Here is a 22920-nt window from a genome sequence, read left to right on the forward strand (position 1 = left end):
CTGTAATAAGAGTACAGCTTGAAAAGCGGATGGTGATGATTCATGCTTGATATCAACGTTGTTCTATCTGATATCCTGGAGGATTGCCATCATGTGCCGGTTCTATTCTGTTGCCTGCTGTTATTGTCTGATGCTGTTACTGAATTTCAGTTTCACAGATTCGCTTGCAGCGGCAGAGCAGAAGCGCCCCAACGTCGTGATCATCATGACAGACAATCATGGTGAGTGGACGCTGGGTTGCTATGGAAACAAGGATATCAAAACGCCCCACATCGATCAGCTGGCGAAAGAAGGAACTCTGTTTACCCACGCGTTTGCGAATAACGCCGTCTGTTCGCCGACCCGGGCCACGTTTCTGACGGGACTGATGCCGTGCCAGCATGGGGTGCACTGTTATCTGAGACCTCGGATTCAGACGGGACCGGAATCGTATAATACCCTGGAGGAGTTCCAATCAATTCCTCAGGTGTTACATGACGCCGGTTATGTCTGCGGGTTATCGGGTAAATGGCATCTAGGAGATAACCTGTATCCGCAGGAAGGGTTTTCTTACTGGATAACGAAACCACACGGTGCGAGCTCTGGCTTTTATGACCAGGAAGTAATCGAAGACGAGAAGATTCGTAAGGAACCGACTTATCTGACCGACCTGTGGACGCAGCATGGCATCAGATTCATCAAGCAGAATCAGGAGAAGCCGTTTTTTCTGTTCCTGGCTTACAACGGTCCTTACGGATTAGGTTCGGCGATGAAAGAACCGATTCGCAACCGGTTCAAAGCAGAATATGAAAAGCTGACCTTCCCTTCGTTTCCCCGGGAAAAAGCACAGCCCTGGAATTTCAATTATGGAGACTGGATTGGTGACCTGGGGATCATTCGTAAATACGCAGCCGAAGTCTCTGCCGTCGATGATGGTGTGGGCCAGATTATGCAGACGTTGAAAGATCTCGGACTACGCGAGAACACACTGGTGATTTTCACCGCCGACCAGGGATTGTCGGGCGGCCACAGTGGATACTGGGGCATGGGTGACCATACGCGACCGCTGACTGCGTTCGACTGGACGATGACGATTCCACTCATCTTTTCTCAGCCGGGAAAAATTGTCTCCGGTGCACGTCAGGATATGATGGTGGCCAATTACGATGTGTATCCCACGTTGCTGAACTATCTGGGTCTGCAGGATAAAATTCCCGCGAAACCCGCCACGCCCGGTCGTAATTTTGCACCGATTCTCAAGGGAGAACAGATTTCCTGGGACGAAGTCGTGTTCTATGAATTCGAGAATGTACGTGCCATCCGTACAAAGAAATGGAAGTACATCGAACGGTATCACGAATCACCCAATGAGTTGTATGACCTGGTCGCTGATCCACGGGAATACCGGAACCTGATCGACCAGCCTGAATTCCAAAAGACCAGAGAGTCACTCAAACAGCGAATGGATCAATTTTTTTCCCAAAATGCTGATCCAAAATGGGATATCTGGAATGGCGGCAAATCCAAGTCGATTCTGATGACCAAACAGCTGTTTCCCGAAAACTACCTCTATCTTCCTCCCGCAAAGCAATAATTTTTCCGGGTCATTTTGTCCACGGGAATTAAATTTGCTCGCATCTAGTCTGTGTAAGCATTATATTTGGTACAGACTACACAGTTTTCTTGCATTGTGTAAATTACCTGTGTTGTTGCATGTTTCATTTATGCATCACATCCAATCCTGACCTATGGTTAATAGGTCGGGAAAGTTGGGTAGTTTAGACAGATACTACCGCGACGCAATGTGAACTGGGCCAATTGTTGCATTTCACTTAATGGTGTTTGGACTCAACTTTCCGATACGTATTTTAACGATCCGTTTTGAAAGTTAGAGCACAACCAGGAGGTACGTGCCATGTCGGTGACCCTTTTTACCGCCAAAGAGATCGCTGATCTCGAGACAAAATCAACAACTCCCCGTTTTTTACATTCTCTGTTTGGTTCAGCAGCCATTCTGGCTCTGGCTTTTCAGTGGCCGACAACCGCCTGGCCGTTTACAATATTTTGTACACTGGTTGCCGCATACAGTATGTTCTGCTGGTCGAGCTGTTTCCATGAAACATCGCACCAGGGCATCTGCGGAAAGGCCTGGGTCAGCATCTGGCTGGGTCGCGCCATTGGGACCGGGCTGTTAGTTTCGTATACTGCTTACCGGGAAGCCCACATTCGTCATCACGCTTATCTCAACAAGCCTGGTGACTGGGAACTGTGGCCTTACTCCGATCCAACGACTTCACTCACGTTCCGTCGTATTTTCTGCTGGCTGGAATTTCCGTTTGGGTTCTTCACGTCCCCCTTCGTTTACAGTCGGCTCTGCTTCAGCAAAAACACGCCGGTTAAAAACCCCAAGGTCATTCAAACCATGCGACTCGAATATGCGGCGATGGCCGTGTTCTGGGCAGTCGTGCTGGGAACCATTGCCTGGTTCTCGCTGTGGCGTCCTTTTATTGTCGCCTGGGTGATTCCTCACTGGATCGCCAGTGTGATTCAGACCTTCCGGAAATTCACCGAACATCTGGGGATGCAGAGTTACGATCCCCTACTGGGTACGCGCACGGTGATCGGATCAAATCTGATTACCCGAATCTGTACTTACATTAACTTTGATATTTTCGTGCATGGTCCTCACCATCGACATCCCAAGATTGCTCACAACAAGCTGGTGGAAAAGATGGATAATTATCAGCAGGACAATCCTGATACGAAATACCCTGTCTTCACCACTTATATGTCAGCCATCAAACATACCCTGCCCGCTTTATGGAATCCGGGTGTGGGCATGAATGTCGGGGCCCCTGCTCCGAAAAAAGAAAAATGGCTGGGAGCAGATAACTTTGTGACGGATGTCGCACGCGAAATTCTCGCTGATCGCGATGTCTCTAAAGCTCATCGGGCTTCGTAGCGAAAATCAGAAACAGAAACGCCCCGGTATTCGTGTAACATCCGGGGCGTTTTTTATTAGATCAGGCGGACTGTCGTCCGCGGCTTATCTGCGAAACAGACGACGACGGAACAGGCCACGTCGGGGGACGTAGTAACCTTCCTGCGGGCAGCAGGGATCGGCTGTCGCTTCGGGTGTCAGTTCTTCCCGGACTTTGAGCAGCAGTTTTTTGCTGGCTTTGATGCCCGCGTATTCATCGAGTTTTTTGCCCTCGTATTCAATTCCCACGTATCCGTGGTATCCAGCGTCGAGGACGATCTGCATCATCTTCACGTAGTCGGTGTTGATTTCGTTACCGTCTTTATCGAAATCATGTGTTTTGGCACTGACGGCTTTGGCGAAAGGCATCAGTTCCTCAACTCCTTTATAGCGATCGTATTGTTCGCCGGTTTTGCGATCGAGTACGAAATTGCCGAAGTCGGGCAGTGTTCCACATTCGGGCAGGTTGACCATTTTCATCACTCCCGCCAGCCAGGCACCGTTGGACGAGAGCCCGCCATGGTTTTCTACCAGCACGTTGATGCCGTACTTCGTCGCGTATTCGGTGAGACGACGCAGGCCATCGGCGGCCAGTTTCTGCTGTTCTTCGTAACTGCCGTTACTGCGGGCATTCACGCGAATGGAATGGCAGCCCAGGGTTTTAGCAGCGGTCACCCACTTGTAATGATTTTCAATCGCCTCTGTACGCTTCTTCGCATCGGGATCGCCGAGCGCCCCTTCTCCATCGATCATGATCAGCACATTTTTCACGCCGACATCCGCGGCCCGCTTGTTCATCTCAGCCAGATATTTTTTATCGTTGGCTTTATCTTTGAAGAACTGATTCACATATTCGACGGCGTCGATACCAAACTCTTCTTTGGTGACTTTCGCAAAGTCGAGGTTATCGAGCTTGCCGCCACGCAACGCACGATGCAGAGACCATTCTGCCAGTGAGATTTTAAACAGAGGCTGGTTGAGAGCAGTCGTCGCTTGAGCAGAACCAGCCCAGCTGGAAAAGGCGAGCCCGGCAGCGAATGCAGATGTATGTTTCAGAAAGTCACGGCGTGAAGGGGTGCATGTCATGAAGCAGTCTTTCTCTGTTCGAATTGAAATGGTATGCAGGATCTGGTGGAACACCAGTAAAGTCTTGCGATTATAAAAACTCATTCACAAAGAGACAATCAGAGTTTTCTCTGTGAAACAAACAAACCCTCCGCACCACGATGAATCGTAATCCGGAGGGCTTTGTGAGATTCTGTTTTCAGCAGACCATCGCTCTAATAGCGATAGTATTCCGGTTTGTAAGGACCTTCTACAGGAATACCCAGGTATTCTGCCTGCTTGTCGCTCAATTTAGAGAGTTTCACACCCAGTTTGGCCAGGTGGAGACGGGCGACTTCTTCATCCAGTTGTTTCGGCAGCATGTAGACGCCGATTTCATATTTATCAGATTCGTTCCAGAGTTCGATCTGACCGATCACCTGGTTACTGAAGCTGTTGGACATGACGAATGAAGGATGTCCGGTTGCACAACCCAGGTTGACCAGTCGACCTTCTGCCAGCACGATCAGTGCTTTGCCGTCCGGGTAGACGAATTTATCGACCTGTGGTTTGATTTCAACTTTTTCGATGTCTGCACGGTTCTTCAGGTAGGCAACCTGAATTTCGGAATCGAAGTGACCGATGTTGCAGATGATGGCTTCGTTCTTCATCTGATCCAGGTGCTCGCCACAGATGACATCACAGCATCCGGTGGCTGTCACAAAGATATCGCCACGGCTGGCAGCATCTTCCATGGTGGTGACTTCATAACCTTCCATAGCAGCCTGCAGGGCACAGATGGGATCGATTTCTGTGACCAGAACGCGGGCTCCCAGGCCTTTCATGGCGTCAGCACAACCTTTACCCACATCACCATAGCCACAGACGACGACGACTTTACCGGCGATCATGATGTCGGTGGCACGTTTGATGCCGTCTGCCAGTGATTCACGGCAGCCATACAGGTTGTCGAATTTGCTCTTGGTGACCGAGTCGTTGACGTTGATCGCAGGCACACCCAGTTTGCCCTGCTCGAACATCTGATGCAGACGATGCACGCCGGTTGTGGTTTCTTCAGTCAGACCTTTGATCTCTTTCAGCAGTTCCGGATATTTCTCGTGAACCATGACGGTCAGGTCGCCACCATCGTCGAGAATCATGTTCAGTCCCTGTCCGTCGGGCCAGAACAGAGTCTGTTCGATACACCAGTCAAACTCTTCGTCGCTCATGCCTTTCCAGGCGAAGACGGGCACACCTGTCGCAGCGATGGCAGCAGCAGCGTGATCCTGAGTGGAGAAGATGTTACAGCTGGACCAGCGGACTTCCGCACCCAGAGCCGTCAGAGTTTCGATGAGGACTGCGGTCTGAATGGTCATGTGCAGACAACCGGCAATCCGGGCCCCTTTCAATGGCTGGTCTTTACCATACTTTTCCCGTAGCGCCATCAGACCCGGCATTTCAGTTTCAGCCAGTTCAATTTCTTTACGACCCCAGGCAGCGAGCTTCTGGAATTCTTCTGCGCTGTAGTCCTTTACTTTGTACGGCAGTGAGTTGGTTTCGGTCGACATTCTCAATCCTTGTTGGTTCAATAGAAAAGGGGAGTATCTAAATTCAATTCAAGCAGAAATCGACTTGAATCATCGTTTTAAAGCTGTTTTACTTGAGCAGATCAAAATCAGACTGACCAGAAACAGCAGTATCGACTATTATATCTTTGAATGGAACGGAGTAGTTTCTGTGTCTCAACGGTGCCTTCAAATCGAAGTCATTCATCTCTGAGTCAGGGAAAGGCGAATATCACTGTTGCTTCATTCAGTTCAGGAAGCATAAACTGCCAGCGGCTGAATCTGAATTCATCGTTGTCTACCTTGCTGCAAGATAGGCAATACGAAGCGGACTGGCAATAGAAAATACGGGTTTGTTGACCTGCAAAACACATAATTTATACACTACGCTTGCCTGAATCTCTGGCATTCTAGATCAGGACAGGCGAATTTAAACCCTCTGAAGACAAGAAAACCTAATGCGCATCAGTGAATTATACCAAGATGGAACGTTTGGCCTCTCTGTAGAAATCTTCCCTCCACGCAATGAAAGTGGAGATGCAGAGTTGTTTAAAACGCTGGAAGAGCTGATCCGCTATCAACCTGCTTTTGTCTCCTGTACTTACGGCGCAGGTGGGTCGACGAGCAAACGGACCATTGAATTATGTGCGCTGATTCAGAATCAGTTACATAATACGGCGACCGCTCACTTTACCTGTGTGAATTCCACCCGGGAGGAACTGGTGGAGTGGCTGCAGAACGCCGTCGATGCAGGCATCACCAATATTATGGCTCTGAGGGGTGATCCTCCAGCTGGTCAGGAAACGTTTGTACCCGCGGATGGGGGGCTGAAATATGCCAATGAGCTGGTAACGCTGATTCGTAAACATTTTCCCGATATGGGTATAGGTGTCGCCGGCTATCCGGAATGTCACCCGGAATCACCCGATCCAGACGTCGATCTGACGAATCTGAAGCGAAAGGTAGATGCCGGCGCCGATGCGATTTATACCCAACTGTTCTTCAACAATGAACACTTTTATCGATTTCGTGAGCGCTGTCTGAATGCAGGAATCGATCGTCCGATCATTCCCGGAATTATGCCGATCACCGAGTATCGGCGGATTCAACGTATCATGTCGATGTGCAGCTCCGAGTTTCCCGTCGATCTGGTCAACCAGCTGGAAGCAGTGCAGGATGATCTGGATGCCCAGTTCGAGATTGGGGTGGAATATGCGATCCGCCAGTGCGAGCAACTGATCAAAGACGGCGTCCCGGGGATTCACTTTTATGTCTTGAACCGGTCTCAGGCCTGCAAGCGGATATTCGATGCCCTCGGATTTCCGGAAACCCAGGGCAATATTGCGACCTAGTCGGAAACTTCATCAGCGTGCTGGCATGGGTTGCCTGCTTTGAAACTGTTGCACCAGATTTCGCCAGGCAGCCGCCTGTTTCTGCTTGCCCAGGATTTCCAGGTGCTTTGAAATCTCTTGCGCCAACTCAATGTCCGGTGATTCCAGCGCACCGCTGGAGACAAATTTATACAGTTCCCGATCACTGGCAGCCAGCTGTTTGGCACGTTGAAATTTTTCTGTCGCTTCTGTTTTTTTGCCCAGCGCCTGCAGCAGCATGGCTTCCTCCTGCAGATATTTGATCTCACCCGGACGCAGACGGGACGCTTTCTGGATGGATTCGAGCGCTGCAGATGTATTGCCCTGCTGCTGTTCCAGACGACTCAAGAGCCAGAGCCAGCGATCATCCTGCTGGAGCTGTTTCTGAAAATCCTCCGACCGGCTCTCTGATTCCGTCAGCAACTGTTGAACCGCTTCCAGGTCTCCCAGTTCGAGATAAAATTCAAAAGCGACCAGCAGCGTTTCCATGTTTTTCGGCTCTGCCTGCCTGGCGGCTTCGAGATAGGCTGTTGCCTGGTCGATCTCGCCCAGCTTCCAGTGACAATAGCCGAGGGCCCGCATGATGGAGGGTTGCCCCGGTTCTTTGTCATTGATGCGATTCAGCAGCTTGATCGATTCCTGCGCGATCGGATTTTTATGTTCGGTATTCAACAGGTGATACAGCAGGAGGAACTGGTTCGGGCAGGTATCCAGACTGCGCTCCAGCAGATCTTCCAGTTCCCGCAGACGAAACTGATTAAAATAAATCCACTGCAGTTGAGTGACCGCTTCCTGCGAATCGGGGAAGGCAGCCAGATGCGCTTTTAGAACCCGTTCCGCATCAGCCAGCTTCGCGATGTTCTCATAGCTGCGTGCCAGCGCGAAAGAAGAGCGTCGGTAATCGGGAAACGTTTCGTCGAATTGAGAGAGCGCTTCAATCGCCGCCGGATAGTCCCGTTTCACGAAGTAACTCTCACCCGCCAGCAGTTGTGCGCGGCGTTGACCGGGTTCAAACCAGCGGAGCCACGTAAGTTCATTCAAAGTGGCGTCCGGCTTCCCTTCTGCCAGGAACCGTTGTGCGCGACTGAGGGTGACCCGCGCATTGGATCTCACATTCCAGCCGACAAGAAAATAAATGCAGACCGGCAACAGAATGATAAGGACTGCCAGCGTAATGAGTAATCGTTTCTTCAAACGTCAAATTCTTTCGGACAGGTATAAATGCTACTGAGAGAGTCGCTCTGAAAGTTTTCAGTTTACGCGGGAAATAGACCTGCTGCAATCAGGGAATCAGAGGATTGACTAAAGTTGTGACTTGAAACGGGCCAGCGTATGATGGAACCTCTCAATCGGGCCCTGGCTGGTCTGTTCAGATCCCTGCATCACAAATGCGTATCGCTCAACTCGAATTCAGGAACTTGCGACATCATGACGAAGCCGTTGAATTTCAAACAGGAACTGACGTGTGTCTTCGGGCAGCCGGTGGCAGAGAATCCGACACAATGCATGATCGAGGCGGCTTACAAAGATTGTGGCCTGGAATGGCGGTATCTGACGATTGAAGTCGCGCCTGAAAATCTGGAGGCGGCGGTCGAAGGTCTGCGGGCGATGGGCTTCCGCGGTGCGAACCTGACGATTCCCCATAAAGTGGAAGTCATTCAATACCTGGATGGTATCAGCGATGCGGCGGCGATGATGGGGGCCGTCAACTGTATCGTCCGGCAAGGCGATCACCTGCTGGGTGACAATACGGACGGCAAAGGTTTCGTGCAGTCATTAAAAGAAGTGACCGACCCGGCGGGGAAAAAGATTGTGATGTTCGGTGCCGGCGGCGCGGCCCGGGCCATTGGTGTGGAAACGGCGCTCGCGGGGGCAGCAGCAATCACCATCGTCAATCGCAGTGCCGAGCGCGGCGAAGCGCTGGCCAAGCTGCTCAATGAAAAAACCGAAGTGCGCACCCGCTTTGAACTCTGGGACGGCGATTACACATTGGCCGATGATGTCGATGTCGTGATCAACGCCACGTCGATCGGCCTGTATCCCGATGTGGATGCGGTCTTCCCGCTCGATTTCAGTTCACTCAAGTCGAACATGATTGTCTCAGATGTAATCCCCAATCCCCCCGAAACCCACCTGCTCCGCGAGGCAGCGAAAGTCGGCTGTACGACGCTCGACGGCCTGGGCATGCTGGTCAACCAGGGCGTGATCGGTTTCCAGCTCTGGACCGGCGTAGACCCCGATCCGAAAGTGATGCGAGCTGCGCTGGAAGAAGTGTTCGGCGTGTGAAAGAATCGCACAACAGATTCCCCTCTCATGGGTGGCACCGAATGAAATTCGGTGTTGTCGAAGACAACAGGAAACTGTCAGTGAAAGCTGCGATTAAACAGACAGTGCCGATTCAGGATAGTTCAACTGCGAACACATTTACGTATCCATAATTATCTCTTTCAACTCTGACAATTTCCTGCTCGCTGCGCTCGGCCCCACCCACGTGATTGGTTGAGTTGAGAAATTTCTTGAGCCCCTTTTTCAGAGTTGATATTCTGAAATGATTCACAGCTGAATCGCATCGTTATTTTTGGATACACACTCATGTCCTGGAAAGATCAGATTCTGAAGTTATGCAGCGATGCCGAATTCTTTCCCGGTGCAACGTTGCATGCTATTCAGCAGGCGGAATCCGAACTGGGAGTCGTTCTGCCAGAGGACCTGGCCAGTCTGTTGCGGGAATCAAACGGGGTTGAAGGCGCATACGGGCTGGGGCTGATCTGGCCACTGGAGCGTATCGTGCGGGAAAACAAAGCGTTTCGCGAGAACCCGGACTTTCCGGAACTGTATATGCCTTTTGATCATCTGCTGTTCTTTGCCGACGCCGGCAATGGGGATCAGTTCGCTTATCCGATCCAGGCCGGAGAAATCCGCAGACCCGATGTGTTTGTCTGGAACCACGAAGAAGACAGTCGAACCTGCTGCGCCCCCTCGCTATCGGCTTATCTGGAACGCTGGCTCACTGGTGAGCTGATGTTATGAATGCTCCGTCACTCTTATTTCCAATGAGGAATTTTATGCTCAATATTCAAGGTAAAACCATTTTTTCTCGACCAGAATCAGTGAGTTACAGTTAATGTGGGGCGCTATTGCAGGCGATGTGATTGGTTCGTATTTCGAACATGTGCCCACGAAGTCGACACGGTTTTATCTGTTTCGCGAAGAGTCGACTTTCACTGACGACACAGTGCTCACAGCTGCAGTTGCGGACTGGCTGATGAACGATACTGATCTCGTCAAAACATTTCACCGATATGTGCGGTATTATCCCGACGCCGGTTACGGACATACATTTCTCTCCTGGGCACAGTTGCGACAGCGGATACCCTATCAGAGCTGGGGAAATGGTTCTGCCATGCGTGTCAGCCCGGTCGCCTATGCTGCGGAATCGTTAGAAAACTGTTTGTATCTGGCGAAAAAGTCAGCTGAGGTGACTCATAACCATCAGCAGGGTATTTACGGTGCCCAGGCAACGGCAGCTTGTGTCTTTCTGGCACGTACCGGAAAAACGAAGGCAGAGATTCGCGAGTTCGTCGAAAGCAAATTCCATTATGATCTGCAAAGAACACTGGAAGAGATCCGTCCTCATTATGTGTTTGATGTTTCCTGTCAGGGCTCTGTACCGGAGTCGATTATCGCGTTTCTGGAATCGACCGATTTCGAATCCGCCATCCGAAATGCAATTTCACTGGGCGGCGATGCGGACACGATGGCCTGTATCGCGGGTGCGATTGCAGAACCCTTTTATGGCGGCGTGCCTGAAGAAATTTCGCAACAGGTTTTACCGCTGCTGGATGACCGACTGAGGGAGACCGTGCAGACATTCCATCACCGTTTTGTTACCGGAAGCCCAATGAATCCGGATGGAAATAAAAACGATGCAACTGAAACTGACTGAAGACGAGGCGCTGGTACTTTTTGAAATACTCTCCCGATACTCGGAAGATTCTTTTTTAGGAATCGAGGATCAGGCAGAACAGCGCGCGCTCTGGAATCTTCAGGCAATCCTGGAACAGTCACTGACTGAACCATTCCAGCAAAATTATCAAAGTGAACTGGCGGCTGCCCGCGATCGACTTCGCGATGAACCCGCACTCACAAATGCCTATCAGGAACAGCAAAAGGGCCGGCTGGCACTCTGGCTCGAACCGAATCAGATCCAATTCCTCGCAAATGAATGGCGCAAGATCCCCAAAGATGCACCGGAGACGGTACAAAAACAGTGGGGCGAAGTAGCCTTTCGTTCGATGGCTGCATTACATCAGGCCGGCATCGAGTATGAACCCAAGTTCCCTCAAAGCGGGGAAGCTTATCAGGTGGAAACAGGATAGAATCATATTTGATGAAACACTCCGAATCAAATATAGACATCGATCACACTGTAAAACCAAAGCTGTCCCGGCAGCAGATCATCGGGCTGGCTCTGTTTGCGCTCTCCCTGACTACCATACTTGCGTTGTACGGGCCTTATGCCATTTTGACGATGGTTTATAGTAGCCCTCTGGAAGATGCGCCCTCAGAAATCAGGAATCTCTCTGGACCTGCCGTCATGGGGCTCTGGGGAATTACCGGGACCTCAATCTGGCTGCTGCTGCTGATAGCGAAAGCGTATTACTTTAAAACAAAGTCTACCATCGAAAGTTTGGCTGCCTGGGCATTACTGATGACGGTCCCTTTTGGACTCATGTTCCTTTTATTTTTTTATCTGTCAATCTCGATAAACGCCAAAGCCAGTCCCCTGGCGGCTGTCGGGCTGGCAGGCACGTTGTACCACCTTTACATATTTCGTTTAATAAGTCGCAGAACAAGCCAGACAGAAAAAGGTCAGTATCCAGGTTGAATTCAAACGATGAAAAGAATCACTTCTAGCGGACGCAATCTGTTACTGCCCATCGCCGGTGATACGTTGATCGCATTTCAGGAGACCGGACTGACGGGCCTGATCTTTGAAGACGAGGAATCCGTGCGGTCACTGATTCAGTTTGAGGACGAACTACAAATTTCGGATGCCAATGGCTCGCGCACGTTGTGCGGAACGAAGCCGGGCGCCGGTTTCTGGCGCGCGGATCTGAATCGCCTCAATTACCTGCTCGGCTTTCGGCTGACGTCAGCAGTCGCCCAGCCCGATGGTTGTTTGATATTGGAATTTGAAACCGGAACCCGCCTGGAAGTACAATCGACAACCGGCTATGAAGCCTGGCATTTTCAGTGTCCTGTGTCGCAGAGCTCAACGAAACAACAACTCATTTCCGTACATGGAGATCACGGACGTCTGATCGTGTTTTCCTGACAGCCGAAACAAACCATCAGTTCTGGAAAGACACGCTTTAGATATGAAGATTCGCACCAAAGTGATTATTTCACTGATTCATCGCGGGCAGGTGTTGCTGTCTGAGGGGCATGATCCTGTCAGGGATTTTCGGTTTTATATTCCTGTCGGCGGTGGCGTCGAATTTAGAGAAAGGCTGCAGGATGCCGCTGCGCGGGAGCTGTTTGAAGAGCTGGGGCTGAAAGATCAGGAGCTGCAGTTCCTCAATTTTCATGAATCGATTTTCGAATTTAATGGGGTTCCCGAACATGAAATCATGTATCATTACCTGTGCCGCATCGACGATTCTGTGAAAGCTGCTTTGCCGGCGGAAGGGATTGAGTCGGATGGCGCGTCGTTTAAGGTGACCTGGTTTACGGGTGAAGCACTGTCTTCGATACGGAACGGACTGGTACCGCCGAAGATCTACGACGATTTGTGTCAGGTTCTGTTAGAGGACAATTGAGGGCATCAGTCAATTCAAAATTAATGACCTGCATGGAAGGGAGTCTCCGATGTCAGGACGAATGATTCTGGTTTTTACTTTTCTGCTGATGGGGGCTGGACCCGTGCGCGAACCTGATGTGCCAAAACCTGTGATGCCGGTTGCTGTCAGAGAAATAGTCGAATGGCTGCCTTCCGACAGTGAATCGCTGATCGTCTCACAGGGGCCGATTACCTTTAAGAAAGCCACTTTCCCGACGTATTCATTTCTGGAATCGATTCGCGTCGCTCCTTACTCTTTGATAATGTCGTTTCAGAATGAAGCTTTGTACGAGTTACTGCAGGGGCAAAAGATCACTTTGGCCGTCGAAGGGAGTCGCCGCTTCAGGTCTCCGGTATCACTGGGATTGTTGCCTTATGAAGGCTGCCAGGTGCTGATGTTTGATCCGGGAGCGCACCAGAGTGTCGCTGAAGCATTTCAGATCTGCCTGCAGAGAGCCAGGAGAACGATTTCGATCGAGAAGTTGAAAGTAGCTGTATTCACCGATCGCAGGGAACAAGATGACTGGACGCTGTATCTGGCTCAGCCTCGCGCGGGAATTCTGCTGTGCGCGACAAATCAGGATTATCTGGAAGAGACACTGAAACGAATGCAGAGTCAGCAGCCGAAACGGGCTTTTCCCGACACGCTCGAAGAATGGAAGTACCTGAATACGGAGGCCTCCGTCTGGGGCTTGCGGCATTTCAGTGCGAAGTTCAGCAAAACCGATCCCACATCTCCCTTTGATGAAGGTTCAGGAGGCGTGCTTCCCGATAAAGACGCCATCGGATTCGTGTACTGGTTTGATCCTCAACAGGATCAGATTGCGCGGGCCGTCTATCTTTCGAAATCCAAAAAGGCCGCGGAAATCGTCCAGCTGCGCTGGCAGTACGAGGAAGAAAAACTGAATCCCATAATCCGGGAACGGGAGCCGGGAATTTTAGAAATCGCGGAACCGGTCGATGGAGATCCGGAAGAGTGGTATTACTTTTATATGATTCTAATGTGTCACCTGGGGCATGCGGTTTATCTTTGAGTGAAGTTGTTCATAGTGGGGAGGTCATAGTGTCAGAGAACTCCACGAAAAACAGTACGCTTGCGTTCCGCTTCTATCTTCGGAAGTTCTGGCTGAGTCTGCTGCTGATGACCGTGATCTTTCTGGGCGCTGCTTTATGCTATTTCGTCGTCCGCGGCTCTACGCGGAGGCACTATATCTCGGAACTGTTGAAATATGATGCTGCGATTCGCGCACAATATGATGAATACAAATACGACCCCCCCGTGATAGACGCGGGTGGTGGCCTGGTTTTAAGAATTGGGCGTGGTCAGCGCGCTGTGGGTCAAGTGTCAGTGGGGGAACCGCCGCGCCCTTTGAACTGGATTGTGCCTGTCGTGAGAGATTCCTGCTTTACTGACGTTACAGAAATCATCATTAGCGACAGCCGGTTTTCCGATAGTGATGTGGAATTGCTGCTTGCCTTTCCGGAACTCCGCGAACTGGATATCTCGGGGACAGCGGTTACCGATGCAGGGCTGGAAAAAATTGCAGCATTGGATCAGCTTGTACTGCTCTATGTGAATGACACAGCGGTCACAGAGAAAGGATTGCGATCACTGGCCAGCTGCCGAGAGTTAAAAGAATTGAAGATTGATTATACCATTTTGAATGCCAAAGTTCTCCAATTTCTGAAAGCGCAATTGCCTGACTGTGATGTGCGCTGGTAAAATTTGTCTGCAAAAACGCTTTCGGTAACCGACTGATGAGAGATCAAAAAACCAATGAAAAAAATGGATCTGTATCCCGCGTTAATCAACTGGCCGTTTCTGATCATGGGGTTTCTGATCGGAGCCAGCGGCGGCGCTCTGATCGTTCTGCTGGTGATTGCCTATGAACTGGTCCGTGTCTGGAGAATGGCAAAGGCGCTGACGGCAGACGTGACGCCGGAGACGATCCGCACTTATTTTGCCAGAGACAATGCCTATCACTGGATCCCCTGGCGCGATCAGGTGCGGGGGATTAATGAATTGTTGAAAAGTCAGGAAGGATAATTCAGGAAAGGGAGTTTCACATGCTGGTACGAATGGCCTGTTTCGTTGTAATCCTGTTATCGGGATCGAGTCTTGCAAAGACCTGTGAACCATTGATCGACACCGAAAAGTCGTCACTCACCGTGCGACTGTTTGAGCAAAACGAACGGCCCAAAGAGCTGGCCGAATTAACGATCCTGTTTTCAGAAAATGAAGAGTTCCGTTACCTGTCCGGTGGAGAACTGCCTGCAGCCGAAGGTGAGCCTCCGCTGGAAATGGGTGTCAGATTAACGGGAAAACTGAAGTCGCTGGACCAGAAGCAATTTCGCGCTGTGTTGAAACTGGATGTCGGCAACCATGTTTATTCAGAAGAACCTCAGACACAATTAGTCCGAACCGAGACGATTGAGATTCGGTCCGATCTGGTCAACGGAGTCAAAAAACGAATTCATTGTGGTGGACAGCAATGGCTGGAATTGTTGATCGAAAGATGAAGTTCCACTGTTATAATAGACTGGTATCTCTTTTCCTGCAGCAGCCGTTCAACTTTGTTCCTCAAACATCTTCAAGCGAGAGCGACGTGAAACAGTTTCCCCTTAACCGAAAACAGCATGGGGTTTTTCTGATCGTGTTTTCCCTGTGTGCCCTGCTCGGTCTGGCCAGCCTGGTGATTGCTGAAATTTATCTGCCCCGCAATCCAGGCGGTATGGCAGGCAGAATGGCCATGTATCGTTTCATGGGACTGGGGTCGCTGGCCTGGCTGGGAATTGCGATCTGGTCCGGATACTGTCTCTGGACCGACACAGATCTCGAACAGAAGTCCATTTCGAATTGACTGATGCGGCTCTCCCGCCCTGCAACCCGTTACTGACCGGTTCTCAATGAATTGATGCCGGGAAGATCAATTCTCTGAAATTGCGTGCCTGATAATATTTATCTGTTTTTCATTGGAGTCTACGGTCACATTATGGCATGATATTCGGATGTTTATATTCGATTTGCATTCAGATCAGATAAAGGGCTCCGATGAAATTTCTGCTGACAGGTATCTTGCTGCTGTGCTGTTTTCATTCCACCGTCTCTGCAGACAGCTTCACAATCGGCGATAAAACGATTGAGGTCCCGGCTCCGGCAGGCTATGTACGGGTGACGCCTGAGATGGGGGACGTCTATCGACTGGCGCGCAGCCTGGTTGATCCTGCCAACGATCTGCTGGCCTATTATATTCCCGAATCGGATGTCGCCGCAGCAAAAGCGGGGGAGATTCCGCCTCTCAACAGGACCTTCATGTTGAAGGTGAATAAACAACTGAAGACAGCGGAACTGGGTACCGGGGATTTCGCCAAACTCAAAAAGGGGGCAGTCGAGGAAAACCGGAAAATCACAGAGACACTGAAGAAGCAGTTACCCGATCTGTTTGACAAAGTGAATCAAGGTATCAGTAAAGAGTTCAACATGGATTTTGCCATGCAGGTGTCCCAGGTGGTTCCCCTCGACCCGCATTACGATGTTCCGAATGCCATGGCGTTTTCCATGTTCGTGACCTACAACGTGTCTGCGGAGGGAGAGAAATCAGATGATGTGGTCTGCTGTACGACCACGTTTCTGGATGCTGACGGCAAGGTCCTGTTTCTGTACTGCTACGCGCCTCAGGATGAACTCAGCTGGACCCAAAGTGCTGCCAAAGACTGGGCCGAATCAGTCATGGCCAGTAACCCGAAGCCCCCGACAGGAACGGTCCAGGGAGGCGGGATTCGCAAATACCGGGGTATGGTAAAGTGGATTATCGCCGGTGTCGTCTTTTTACTGATCTCCGTGTTTAAGGGGCGAGGCAGCAAATCTGCCTGAGATTCCGGTCGTCCGGAACCGAACATGTTCAGGCTGGACTTTGTCATAAACTAACGTGTTTGTCACCGTCTTGACACAGGGATGGGATCAGTCCCATCGCGTTTCTTGTTTGATGAGTCCGGAATCATGGAGTTCGAAGTCAGACCAATCCAGCTGGATGATCTTGCCGGTTTTCGCGATGCGATGGCGCGCGTGGCGGCTGAAAGAAGATACCTGCTGACTGTGGAACTCCCTTCCCCGGAGAATACGGAAGTCTATATCAGACATAACGTCGAACAGAACCATGCTCAATATGTGGCAGTGATCGACCAGCAGATTGTCGGCTGGGCCGACATCATTCCTCACGTGCGCGATTCCGTCAGGCATGTGGCGCGACTGGGCATGGGGGTCGTCGCAGAACATCGTGGCCAGGGAATCGGCAGCCAGCTGTTGGAACGGGCGATGGCGCATGCCTGGGCACAGGGGCTGAAGCGACTGGAACTGGAAGTATTCTCGGATAACGAAGTGGCTATGAACCTGTATCGCAAACACGGTTTTCAGGTGGAAGGGGTCAAGCGCTTCGCGAGATACATCGACGGCGCGTATCAGGACATCGTCATCATGGGCCAGTATCGTATCTGACGAGTTGCTGATGACTCAATGATTCGCTGCTATTGATACTTCAAGACTGGAGCGGCGATATTACTGTTGTGAGCAGAGGAGAACACAAAATCTCTTTTCAGATGTGACCGTCGAGATCCTCCGAACCGAAACGGGTGGGCTGGTGTCGTAGACGGGGATACGCTCAGTTTCGGGTCAGCAGGCAAGGGGTACGTTGATGGCTAATCAAAAATCGCGCAGACCGCGTCAGAATTCAGGCCGGCCTCGTCCGCAATTAGCACGTTATCCTTCCATTGAGGGTTTGCAGATAGATTTCCTGAACCAGCCCTGTGTTGCTTTCCACAAGTACGATGGCTCCAACCTGCAGTTCAAGTGGACACAAAATGAGGGATGGTGCCAGGCAGGGACGCGCAAAAGGACCATCGATGTAGAGAACCCGCTGTTCGGGAGCGCCCTTTCACTGTTCGAGTCGAAATACGCGGAGCAGATTCTCTCTTCATTACGGAAGTATAAGGAGTATCGGAACGCAAAATCGCTGGTCGCTTTCTGTGAATTCTTCGGCGAACATACGTTTTCGGGACTGCACCGCGACGACGACACAAAAGAGCTGAAACTGTTTGATCTGCTGATTCCCGAACAGGGGTTCGTTCTGCCCCAAAACTTTCGGCAGCATTTCGGGCATCTCGACATCGCTGAGGTAGTCTATGAAGGGGCGCTGACCCGGGAGTTCATGCAGGATGTTTATCAGGGGAAATATCCAGTCAATGAGGGAGTCGTCGCCAAAGGAGTGACGACCACGCAGCGCCGCAAAGGCAAGACCGAACAGGAGGTCTGGATGGTGAAGATCAAAACAAAATCCTGGCTGGAAGAGTTAACCCGCCGGGCAGGCGACTCCTCAGATTTGAAACAGGAACTGGAAGACAATCTGAAGCAACAGTTTGCATTGTTTCAGCAGAATGAATGGCAGTAAGCGTGCGACTTTGAGAGCTGAGCCGGTTACAATACAATCAGACGCTCAGAACATCATTCTCTTCGGCTGAATCATGAAATATCCAGAAACCTTATATTCTGATGTCTTAGGTAATATGCAGTTGGATGAAGTTGTCGACTACGCGACCAGTCGAGAGATCGATGGCTTTCAAAATGTGAATGTCGTGTTTGTTCCCGGTTTCCTGGTTCCTCCGCAACAGCAGACAGAAGAGGAATTCCAGGCGCGCTTGAACATCGCCGAGCAGATGTATGCCGAACTGATTCAGAAAAAACCGTCCGCTCTGTTAACTCCGCTGCATGCAAAGCTGAAAAGTCTGGCGCTGGAATATGGTTTTGACGAAGCAAATGAATCGGAGTCTGAACTGTACCAGAACTGGAAGCTGGAACATGTGATTTTATTTCACACCGGGATCCGCCTGATTTATTTTGGGATTACGGTCTTTCCTTCGCTCGATTTATGTCTGGACTATGATCGGCAATGGAATCTGGAAGAACTGTATTTTGACGGATAGCCGCTGCAAGTCTTACTTATGACTCAACGATTCGCTGTAAGGCAGTTCTTCGATGTTGCCTAAGCCGAAGACCTGCAGGAAGCGGGCGGTGGTGATGTATTTGACTTCCGCTTTTTTATCTTCGTTCCGTTCGATGGCAATCAGTTCGCGTCGGAGCAGCTGGCGCAGGACGCCGTTGGCTTTGTCTTTGCCGGCTTCGATGATCTGATCTTTCGTGATCGGCTGCTGATAGGCGACGAGCGCCAGGACCTCGAGGGCATCCTGCGAGAGTTTGACTTCTTTGGGACCGAAGCCATACACACGGTTGCGAATGCGTTCGAAGTCGTGCCTGAGGATCAGCCGGTAGCCCCCTTCTTCCATCCGGATCTCATAGGGTCGCGATTCTTCAATGTACTGGCGATTAATGTCATCGAGTAAATCGTCGACATAGGAAGAAGAGTATTCATCATTGAGCAGTGAGCAGAGCCTCTTCGTCGTCAGCGGTTTGCCGCCGACAAACAGGGCTGCTTCGATGATCTGACGCGGGGGAATGCGGGTCTCGCGTTTTACCGATGTACTGCTGCTTTTGGACGGTTCGGCAGTTTCTTCAGCGGGCTGTTCGTCTGGCAGTTCCAGATCCCGTTCGACCGCTTCGATGGCTTCCAGCGTCCGTTCGTAGTCGGCGTCGATCTCTTCATCGACCTGACTGCTTGCAGCGAAGGCGGCCAGAAAGTCGTCTTCATTGGAACTGGTATCGTCGCTGGCTGGTTGTTCTTCTTCCACAGACATTCCCTCAATCCTTTCAGGGAATCAAGCATCAAAGTTCAGAGTGCTCACCGGACGATCAAAGAGTCTTCTCAGAGTTTCATTGATTCAAAGCCAGCACATACGCTTCCCAGTCCGCCTGTCTCTGTCGGGCGGCTTTCAGCTGGGCCGGGTTATTGTGCATATTTGCTTCGATTTCATCAACCTTTTTCTGGCACTTGGGACAATGGGCGAGGTGGACCTGCATTTGCTCTGTAGTATGTTGATCGAGCTTATGGGCAATGTAGTCACCCGCATAGTCGAGGGCCTGCTTACAGTTAATGCCTCCGGGCATTTTTTTACCGGCCAGCTGGTCGCCGGAGGGAGTGGCAGAGCCCGAAATGGAATTCATGCCGATAAAACCGACCAGTCCTACGGCCAGACAGACCGTCAGGATCTCAGCACCGGTGATCAGGTGGCTGATCTTTTTCCGTTTTTTCATCACGGACACAAACTGACACAGGTCGCCTGGTGCGCAGTCGCGCCACTCTGTTTCGGTATCGATTGAAGATGTGGTTGGGTTGTTTTTGTTCATGTTAAAACCTCCTGCTACATCAGCAGGAATTTCTGCTTTCTTTCTTTTGTGGGACTTTTCCCCTGCTTTTATTATCGTAGCCAGTGCCTGTGTGATCTGTGAGATAGCTTACAGTTTCTCTGCATTTCGGTTCACAGAAGGGGGATGGCGGGATTTATTTCAGGCTTCGGCTCCTCTTAAGACGAATTCACCCGACTGATCCGGTTTCGACTGGAAGGCGGGTGTCAGTTTAAAATCAATCGAATGTGCCAGGTACCGGGCTTTCCGTAAGATAATGTGGCGCTTCTGGATATCGATGCTGCGTTCGTCCTGAAGTTCGCCCAGCAGAACAGTCACGGTTTCCCGCGTGCTGCCGATGATGCTGGCCAGTTCCTGATGCGAGAGTTTGATGTTGATCAGAACCCCTTCACTGGTGAAACGGCCATATTTTTCTGCTAATTCGAGCAGTAGATGAGTCAGTCGATCCCGATTGGAGCGAAACAGCAGTGATTTGAGTCGCTGCTCGATCCGTTGTCGGCGTAATCCCATCAGCTTGGTCACGCCCAGCGAGACGGTAGCATGATGTTCCATGAGATCCTGAATGATCTGTCCCGGGATGCGGAGAATCGAGGATTTCAACATCGCTTCTGCATATTCTTCGCGTTCGCCGCCCCCCAGAATGGCCAGCTCGCCAAAGAGTTCGCCGGGTTCGATCAACGCCAGCAGCGCCTGTTTTCCTTCGCCGGTCAGGTGATAGAGCTTGATTCTGCCGGACAGAAGCAGGTAAACCGAATCACTGCTCTCTGTGGGGAGATAGACCATATTTCCGCGAGCGAAATTTCGAACCGAGGAGTTCCGTTCGACATGCGCAATCTGATCCTGACTCAAGCGCTCGAACAGATCGCAATTCTTCAGGTACCAGAAATTTTTGTCCATGGAGACGAACCTTGCCCTGTTTCAGTTCACAGGGAATGACATGAGAAAGTCAACGGCAGCTGCAGAGTCCGGAAATTGCGTTTTCCGTCTGCTACCTAATATACAGCGTCAGAAGCGGTTTTGAGAACCCCCGTTTTATGGAAACGGGCTATTTTTTGGGTTTGCATCGATTTGTACAGAGCGAGAAAGGGCTCAATGTTCGCTGGAATCCTGTTTTTGCAGGAGATCCTCCACGATTTTGTCCGGCGCTCCGATGGGCAGAACATGGATGGTTCCCGTGTACTGGCGGGAATCGGGATTGGCGAAACCTTTTTTTTCGGCGACGAAGGTCGCGGTCTGGTGAGCGTGAATGCATTCGCCCAGAGGCACTCCAGTATCGCAGTCGAGGCCGGAAGGGAGGTCGACGGCCAGCTTGAAGCCGGGGGCCTGATTGATGAGCGAAATAGCGGTTGAGTAGGGTTCGCGAATGGTGCCTTGCAAACCGGTTCCCAGCAGGGCGTCGACAATCCAGTCTGCTGAATTCAGGAATTCGCGAAACGCCTGCGGTTGATTCAGGTCGGGATCGATGTGCATGTCGATTCCCATGCGCTGCGCCACGTGAAAGTTGATGGCGGCATCCCCTTTGAGTTCCGTGGGATCGGCCAGCAGATAGATTTCCACCGGGATGCCGGCGTTATCGAGATGACGGGCGATGACAAAGCCGTCGCCGCCATTATTGCCTTTACCAGCGCAGATTTTCACAGGTCCTGCTGCTTTCAGTGAAACGAGCAGTTCGAACACGCCGCGGCCGGCATTCTCCATCAGGGCAATGCCTGGCAGCCCGAATTCTTCGATGGTGCGCTGGTCAACGCTGCGTACTTCGTCCCGGCTGAGTCTGTTGACAGGGGGCATTTTTCTCCTCGGATTCTGATTCTGTAGCAATTGAGTAATTAAAAAAGGGTAAAAAATCGATCAAAGTAAGTTTATTATCAGTGGTTACGGGGTTTTCAACAGAGGGAAATTGAATTACGATCTCCGAGGACGCGGGCAGCACTTCTTCCCGACCTCTTTTCAAAATGGAAAATCTCAGTCTCCAAACAGGATACTTCTGGAGAGTCAGCAGTGATAGATGAATATTCTGATCGATGGGCTCTGATTACGGGTGCTTCATCCGGAATCGGCCTGGAGTTTGCGCACCGGCTGGCTGCCCGGGGGATGCATCTTGTGCTGACAGCCCGCCGTAAAGAGAAGCTGGAAGAACTGGCTGCAGAACTGCTGACCCGTCATGGCACGAAAACAGAAGTGATTGTGCTGGATCTCTCCGAAGAGGATGCTCCTGCCCGGCTGTACGAAGAAGTCAAAAAACGGGGCGTGCAGGTTGAGCTGCTGATCAATAATGCGGGCTTCAGTGTTGTTTCTGATATCGCTGCCACCGATCGAGAACGGGTGATGCAGATGGTCAGACTCAATATCGGTGCCCTGACCGACCTGACCTATTACTATCTGCCCGAGATGATGGAACGGGGACACGGGGGGATCATCAATATCGCTTCTGTCGCTGCGTTTCAGCCGGTTGCCTACATGTCAGCCTATGCGGCCAGTAAAAGCTTCGTGCTGCATTTCACGGAAGGCCTCTGGGCTGAAGCCCGCGATAAAGGGGTGACAGTGACGGCGTTATGCCCGGGAACAACGCAGACCGAGTTTTTCGATGTCGCCGGCGTGGAAGGCTGGTTGAAGAAACATCGTTACCAGACCGTCGATCAGGTGGTGAAAACCGGTCTCAAGGCGCTGGAAAAGAAGCGGCAGTACACGGTTTCCGGCTGGGGCAACTACATCCTGTCGCTGCTGGTACGCATCGCGACCCGGCGGACGGTGGTGGTCGAGTCGATGAAGTATTTTCGTCCGCAGCCCCCCAAAGAGAAAAAATAGCGCGCATGTACACTTTGTCGCTC

Annotated in this window: 27 protein-coding genes; 20 read left to right on the top strand and 7 right to left on the bottom strand. The window is 51.1% G+C overall.

The window, feature by feature from the left end; genetic code table 11:
• Positions 1–91: 91 nt before the first annotated feature.
• On the top strand, positions 92–1573 hold the full coding sequence (locus ACN0YN_RS19780; RefSeq protein WP_417386739.1) for a sulfatase: 1482 nt from the start codon (positions 92–94) through the stop codon (positions 1571–1573).
• Positions 1574–1894: 321 nt separating this feature from the next.
• The gene (locus ACN0YN_RS19785) at positions 1895–2941 is read left to right on the top strand and encodes a fatty acid desaturase family protein (protein ID WP_417386740.1); all 1047 of its coding nucleotides are present in this window, start codon (positions 1895–1897) and stop codon (positions 2939–2941) included.
• A gap of 84 nt (positions 2942–3025) precedes the next feature.
• Here ACN0YN_RS19785 and ACN0YN_RS19790 read toward each other — a convergent pair whose 3' ends face one another.
• Both ACN0YN_RS19790 and ahcY read right to left on the bottom strand, forming a co-directional pair.
• A complete protein-coding gene (locus ACN0YN_RS19790) occupies positions 3026–4045 on the bottom strand; it encodes a TIM barrel protein (protein WP_417386741.1) in 1020 nt (339 codons plus the stop codon).
• Between the two features lie 194 nt (positions 4046–4239).
• Positions 4240–5571, bottom strand: coding sequence for an adenosylhomocysteinase (ahcY, locus tag ACN0YN_RS19795; protein ID WP_417386742.1), 1332 nt, complete (start codon positions 5569–5571; stop codon positions 4240–4242).
• Positions 5572–6026: 455 nt separating this feature from the next.
• Between ahcY and metF the strand changes: the two genes are divergently transcribed.
• The gene (gene metF / locus ACN0YN_RS19800; protein WP_417386743.1) at positions 6027–6920 is read left to right on the top strand and encodes a methylenetetrahydrofolate reductase [NAD(P)H]; all 894 of its coding nucleotides are present in this window, start codon (positions 6027–6029) and stop codon (positions 6918–6920) included.
• A 12-nt stretch (positions 6921–6932) separates the two neighbouring features.
• On the opposite strand, the gene ACN0YN_RS19805 is transcribed toward metF, so the two are convergent.
• Entirely contained in the window at positions 6933–8132 is a 1200-nt protein-coding gene (locus tag ACN0YN_RS19805) for a tetratricopeptide repeat protein (RefSeq protein WP_417386744.1), read from the bottom strand.
• Between the two features lie 234 nt (positions 8133–8366).
• On the opposite strand from ACN0YN_RS19805, the gene aroE reads away from it, so the two are divergent.
• The 16 genes from aroE to ACN0YN_RS19885 all read left to right on the top strand — a co-directional run bounded on the left by aroE (position 8367) and on the right by ACN0YN_RS19885 (position 18756).
• Positions 8367–9224 carry a shikimate dehydrogenase gene (gene aroE, locus ACN0YN_RS19810; protein ID WP_417386745.1) on the top strand — a complete coding sequence of 286 codons (858 nt, stop codon included), beginning with the start codon at positions 8367–8369 and terminating at the stop codon, positions 9222–9224.
• 306 nt (positions 9225–9530) lie between these two features.
• Entirely contained in the window at positions 9531–9968 is a 438-nt protein-coding gene (locus tag ACN0YN_RS19815) for an SMI1/KNR4 family protein (RefSeq protein WP_417386746.1), read from the top strand.
• A 94-nt stretch (positions 9969–10062) separates the two neighbouring features.
• Positions 10063–10884, top strand: coding sequence for an ADP-ribosylglycohydrolase family protein (locus tag ACN0YN_RS19820; RefSeq protein ID WP_417386747.1), 822 nt, complete (start codon positions 10063–10065; stop codon positions 10882–10884).
• Entirely contained in the window at positions 10865–11317 is a 453-nt protein-coding gene (locus tag ACN0YN_RS19825) for a hypothetical protein (RefSeq protein WP_417386748.1), read from the top strand. The genes ACN0YN_RS19820 and ACN0YN_RS19825 overlap by 20 nt, the downstream gene beginning before the upstream one ends.
• An 11-nt stretch (positions 11318–11328) precedes the next feature.
• Entirely contained in the window at positions 11329–11826 is a 498-nt protein-coding gene (locus ACN0YN_RS19830) for a hypothetical protein (protein WP_417386749.1), read from the top strand.
• 9 nt (positions 11827–11835) lie between these two features.
• A complete protein-coding gene (locus ACN0YN_RS19835) occupies positions 11836–12276 on the top strand; it encodes a DUF6188 family protein (RefSeq protein ID WP_417386750.1) in 441 nt (146 codons plus the stop codon).
• Between the two features lie 43 nt (positions 12277–12319).
• Entirely contained in the window at positions 12320–12760 is a 441-nt protein-coding gene (locus tag ACN0YN_RS19840; protein WP_417386751.1) for an NUDIX hydrolase, read from the top strand.
• Between the two features lie 49 nt (positions 12761–12809).
• The gene (locus ACN0YN_RS19845) at positions 12810–13814 is read left to right on the top strand and encodes a hypothetical protein (RefSeq protein ID WP_417386752.1); all 1005 of its coding nucleotides are present in this window, start codon (positions 12810–12812) and stop codon (positions 13812–13814) included.
• Positions 13815–13843: 29 nt separating this feature from the next.
• Complete coding sequence (locus tag ACN0YN_RS19850; protein ID WP_417386753.1) at positions 13844–14503, top strand: hypothetical protein; 660 nt, start codon at positions 13844–13846, stop codon at positions 14501–14503.
• A gap of 54 nt (positions 14504–14557) precedes the next feature.
• Complete coding sequence (locus ACN0YN_RS19855) at positions 14558–14827, top strand: hypothetical protein (RefSeq protein ID WP_417386754.1); 270 nt, start codon at positions 14558–14560, stop codon at positions 14825–14827.
• Positions 14828–14847: 20 nt separating this feature from the next.
• Entirely contained in the window at positions 14848–15300 is a 453-nt protein-coding gene (locus ACN0YN_RS19860) for a hypothetical protein (RefSeq protein ID WP_417386755.1), read from the top strand.
• Positions 15301–15386: 86 nt separating this feature from the next.
• Positions 15387–15641, top strand: a complete 255-nt coding sequence (locus tag ACN0YN_RS19865; protein WP_417386756.1) for a hypothetical protein — start codon at positions 15387–15389, stop codon at positions 15639–15641.
• Between the two features lie 191 nt (positions 15642–15832).
• Positions 15833–16654, top strand: a complete 822-nt coding sequence (locus ACN0YN_RS19870) for a hypothetical protein (protein WP_417386757.1) — start codon at positions 15833–15835, stop codon at positions 16652–16654.
• A 126-nt stretch (positions 16655–16780) separates the two neighbouring features.
• Positions 16781–17275: a GNAT family N-acetyltransferase gene (locus ACN0YN_RS19875; RefSeq protein WP_417386758.1), complete on the top strand. Its 495-nt coding sequence runs from the start codon at positions 16781–16783 to the stop codon at positions 17273–17275.
• Between the two features lie 196 nt (positions 17276–17471).
• Positions 17472–18224 carry a hypothetical protein gene (locus tag ACN0YN_RS19880; RefSeq protein WP_417386759.1) on the top strand — a complete coding sequence of 251 codons (753 nt, stop codon included), beginning with the start codon at positions 17472–17474 and terminating at the stop codon, positions 18222–18224.
• A gap of 73 nt (positions 18225–18297) precedes the next feature.
• The gene (locus ACN0YN_RS19885; protein ID WP_417386760.1) at positions 18298–18756 is read left to right on the top strand and encodes a hypothetical protein; all 459 of its coding nucleotides are present in this window, start codon (positions 18298–18300) and stop codon (positions 18754–18756) included.
• 12 nt (positions 18757–18768) lie between these two features.
• Here the strand turns inward: ACN0YN_RS19885 and scpB are convergent, their stop codons facing one another.
• From scpB to ACN0YN_RS19905, 4 genes are all read right to left on the bottom strand, one after another.
• Entirely contained in the window at positions 18769–19524 is a 756-nt protein-coding gene (gene scpB, locus ACN0YN_RS19890) for an SMC-Scp complex subunit ScpB (protein WP_417386761.1), read from the bottom strand.
• A 76-nt stretch (positions 19525–19600) separates the two neighbouring features.
• Positions 19601–20074, bottom strand: a complete 474-nt coding sequence (locus ACN0YN_RS19895; RefSeq protein ID WP_417386762.1) for a zf-HC2 domain-containing protein — start codon at positions 20072–20074, stop codon at positions 19601–19603.
• A gap of 159 nt (positions 20075–20233) precedes the next feature.
• A complete protein-coding gene (locus ACN0YN_RS19900; protein ID WP_417386763.1) occupies positions 20234–20989 on the bottom strand; it encodes a Crp/Fnr family transcriptional regulator in 756 nt (251 codons plus the stop codon).
• Positions 20990–21181: 192 nt separating this feature from the next.
• On the bottom strand, positions 21182–21880 hold the full coding sequence (locus ACN0YN_RS19905; protein ID WP_417386764.1) for an NAD(P)H-hydrate epimerase: 699 nt from the start codon (positions 21878–21880) through the stop codon (positions 21182–21184).
• A 210-nt stretch (positions 21881–22090) separates the two neighbouring features.
• On the opposite strand from ACN0YN_RS19905, the gene ACN0YN_RS19910 reads away from it, so the two are divergent.
• Entirely contained in the window at positions 22091–22897 is an 807-nt protein-coding gene (locus tag ACN0YN_RS19910) for an SDR family NAD(P)-dependent oxidoreductase (RefSeq protein WP_417386765.1), read from the top strand.
• Positions 22898–22920 lie beyond the last annotated feature (23 nt).

Source organism: Gimesia sp. (assembly GCF_048260065.1).
In the GTDB taxonomy this organism is placed as follows: Bacteria; Planctomycetota; Planctomycetia; order Planctomycetales; family Planctomycetaceae; genus Gimesia.

Bases quoted from the DNA above. Each gene is read 5' to 3' on its own strand.
- ACN0YN_RS19780 (WP_417386739.1), top strand. From the start codon at position 92: ATGTGCCGGTTCTATTCTGTTGCCTGCTGTTATTGTCTGATGCTGTTA.
- ACN0YN_RS19790 (WP_417386741.1), bottom strand. From the start codon at position 4,045: ATGACATGCACCCCTTCACGCCGTGACTTTCTGAAACATACATCTGCA.
- scpB (WP_417386761.1), bottom strand. From the start codon at position 19,524: ATGTCTGTGGAAGAAGAACAACCAGCCAGCGACGATACCAGTTCCAAT.
- ACN0YN_RS19875 (WP_417386758.1), top strand. From the start codon at position 16,781: ATGGAGTTCGAAGTCAGACCAATCCAGCTGGATGATCTTGCCGGTTTT.
- ACN0YN_RS19905 (WP_417386764.1), bottom strand. From the start codon at position 21,880: ATGCCCCCTGTCAACAGACTCAGCCGGGACGAAGTACGCAGCGTTGAC.
- aroE (WP_417386745.1), top strand. From the start codon at position 8,367: ATGACGAAGCCGTTGAATTTCAAACAGGAACTGACGTGTGTCTTCGGG.
- ACN0YN_RS19900 (WP_417386763.1), bottom strand. From the start codon at position 20,989: ATGGACAAAAATTTCTGGTACCTGAAGAATTGCGATCTGTTCGAGCGC.
- ACN0YN_RS19870 (WP_417386757.1), top strand. From the start codon at position 15,833: ATGAAATTTCTGCTGACAGGTATCTTGCTGCTGTGCTGTTTTCATTCC.
- metF (WP_417386743.1), top strand. From the start codon at position 6,027: ATGCGCATCAGTGAATTATACCAAGATGGAACGTTTGGCCTCTCTGTA.
- ACN0YN_RS19845 (WP_417386752.1), top strand. From the start codon at position 12,810: ATGTCAGGACGAATGATTCTGGTTTTTACTTTTCTGCTGATGGGGGCT.
- ACN0YN_RS19825 (WP_417386748.1), top strand. From the start codon at position 10,865: ATGCAACTGAAACTGACTGAAGACGAGGCGCTGGTACTTTTTGAAATA.
- ACN0YN_RS19815 (WP_417386746.1), top strand. From the start codon at position 9,531: ATGTCCTGGAAAGATCAGATTCTGAAGTTATGCAGCGATGCCGAATTC.
- ACN0YN_RS19880 (WP_417386759.1), top strand. From the start codon at position 17,472: ATGGCTAATCAAAAATCGCGCAGACCGCGTCAGAATTCAGGCCGGCCT.
- ACN0YN_RS19820 (WP_417386747.1), top strand. From the start codon at position 10,063: ATGTGGGGCGCTATTGCAGGCGATGTGATTGGTTCGTATTTCGAACAT.
- ACN0YN_RS19860 (WP_417386755.1), top strand. From the start codon at position 14,848: ATGCTGGTACGAATGGCCTGTTTCGTTGTAATCCTGTTATCGGGATCG.
- ACN0YN_RS19835 (WP_417386750.1), top strand. From the start codon at position 11,836: ATGAAAAGAATCACTTCTAGCGGACGCAATCTGTTACTGCCCATCGCC.
- ahcY (WP_417386742.1), bottom strand. From the start codon at position 5,571: ATGTCGACCGAAACCAACTCACTGCCGTACAAAGTAAAGGACTACAGC.
- ACN0YN_RS19895 (WP_417386762.1), bottom strand. From the start codon at position 20,074: ATGAACAAAAACAACCCAACCACATCTTCAATCGATACCGAAACAGAG.
- ACN0YN_RS19830 (WP_417386749.1), top strand. From the start codon at position 11,329: ATGAAACACTCCGAATCAAATATAGACATCGATCACACTGTAAAACCA.
- ACN0YN_RS19885 (WP_417386760.1), top strand. From the start codon at position 18,298: ATGAAATATCCAGAAACCTTATATTCTGATGTCTTAGGTAATATGCAG.
- ACN0YN_RS19840 (WP_417386751.1), top strand. From the start codon at position 12,320: ATGAAGATTCGCACCAAAGTGATTATTTCACTGATTCATCGCGGGCAG.
- ACN0YN_RS19785 (WP_417386740.1), top strand. From the start codon at position 1,895: ATGTCGGTGACCCTTTTTACCGCCAAAGAGATCGCTGATCTCGAGACA.
- ACN0YN_RS19855 (WP_417386754.1), top strand. From the start codon at position 14,558: ATGAAAAAAATGGATCTGTATCCCGCGTTAATCAACTGGCCGTTTCTG.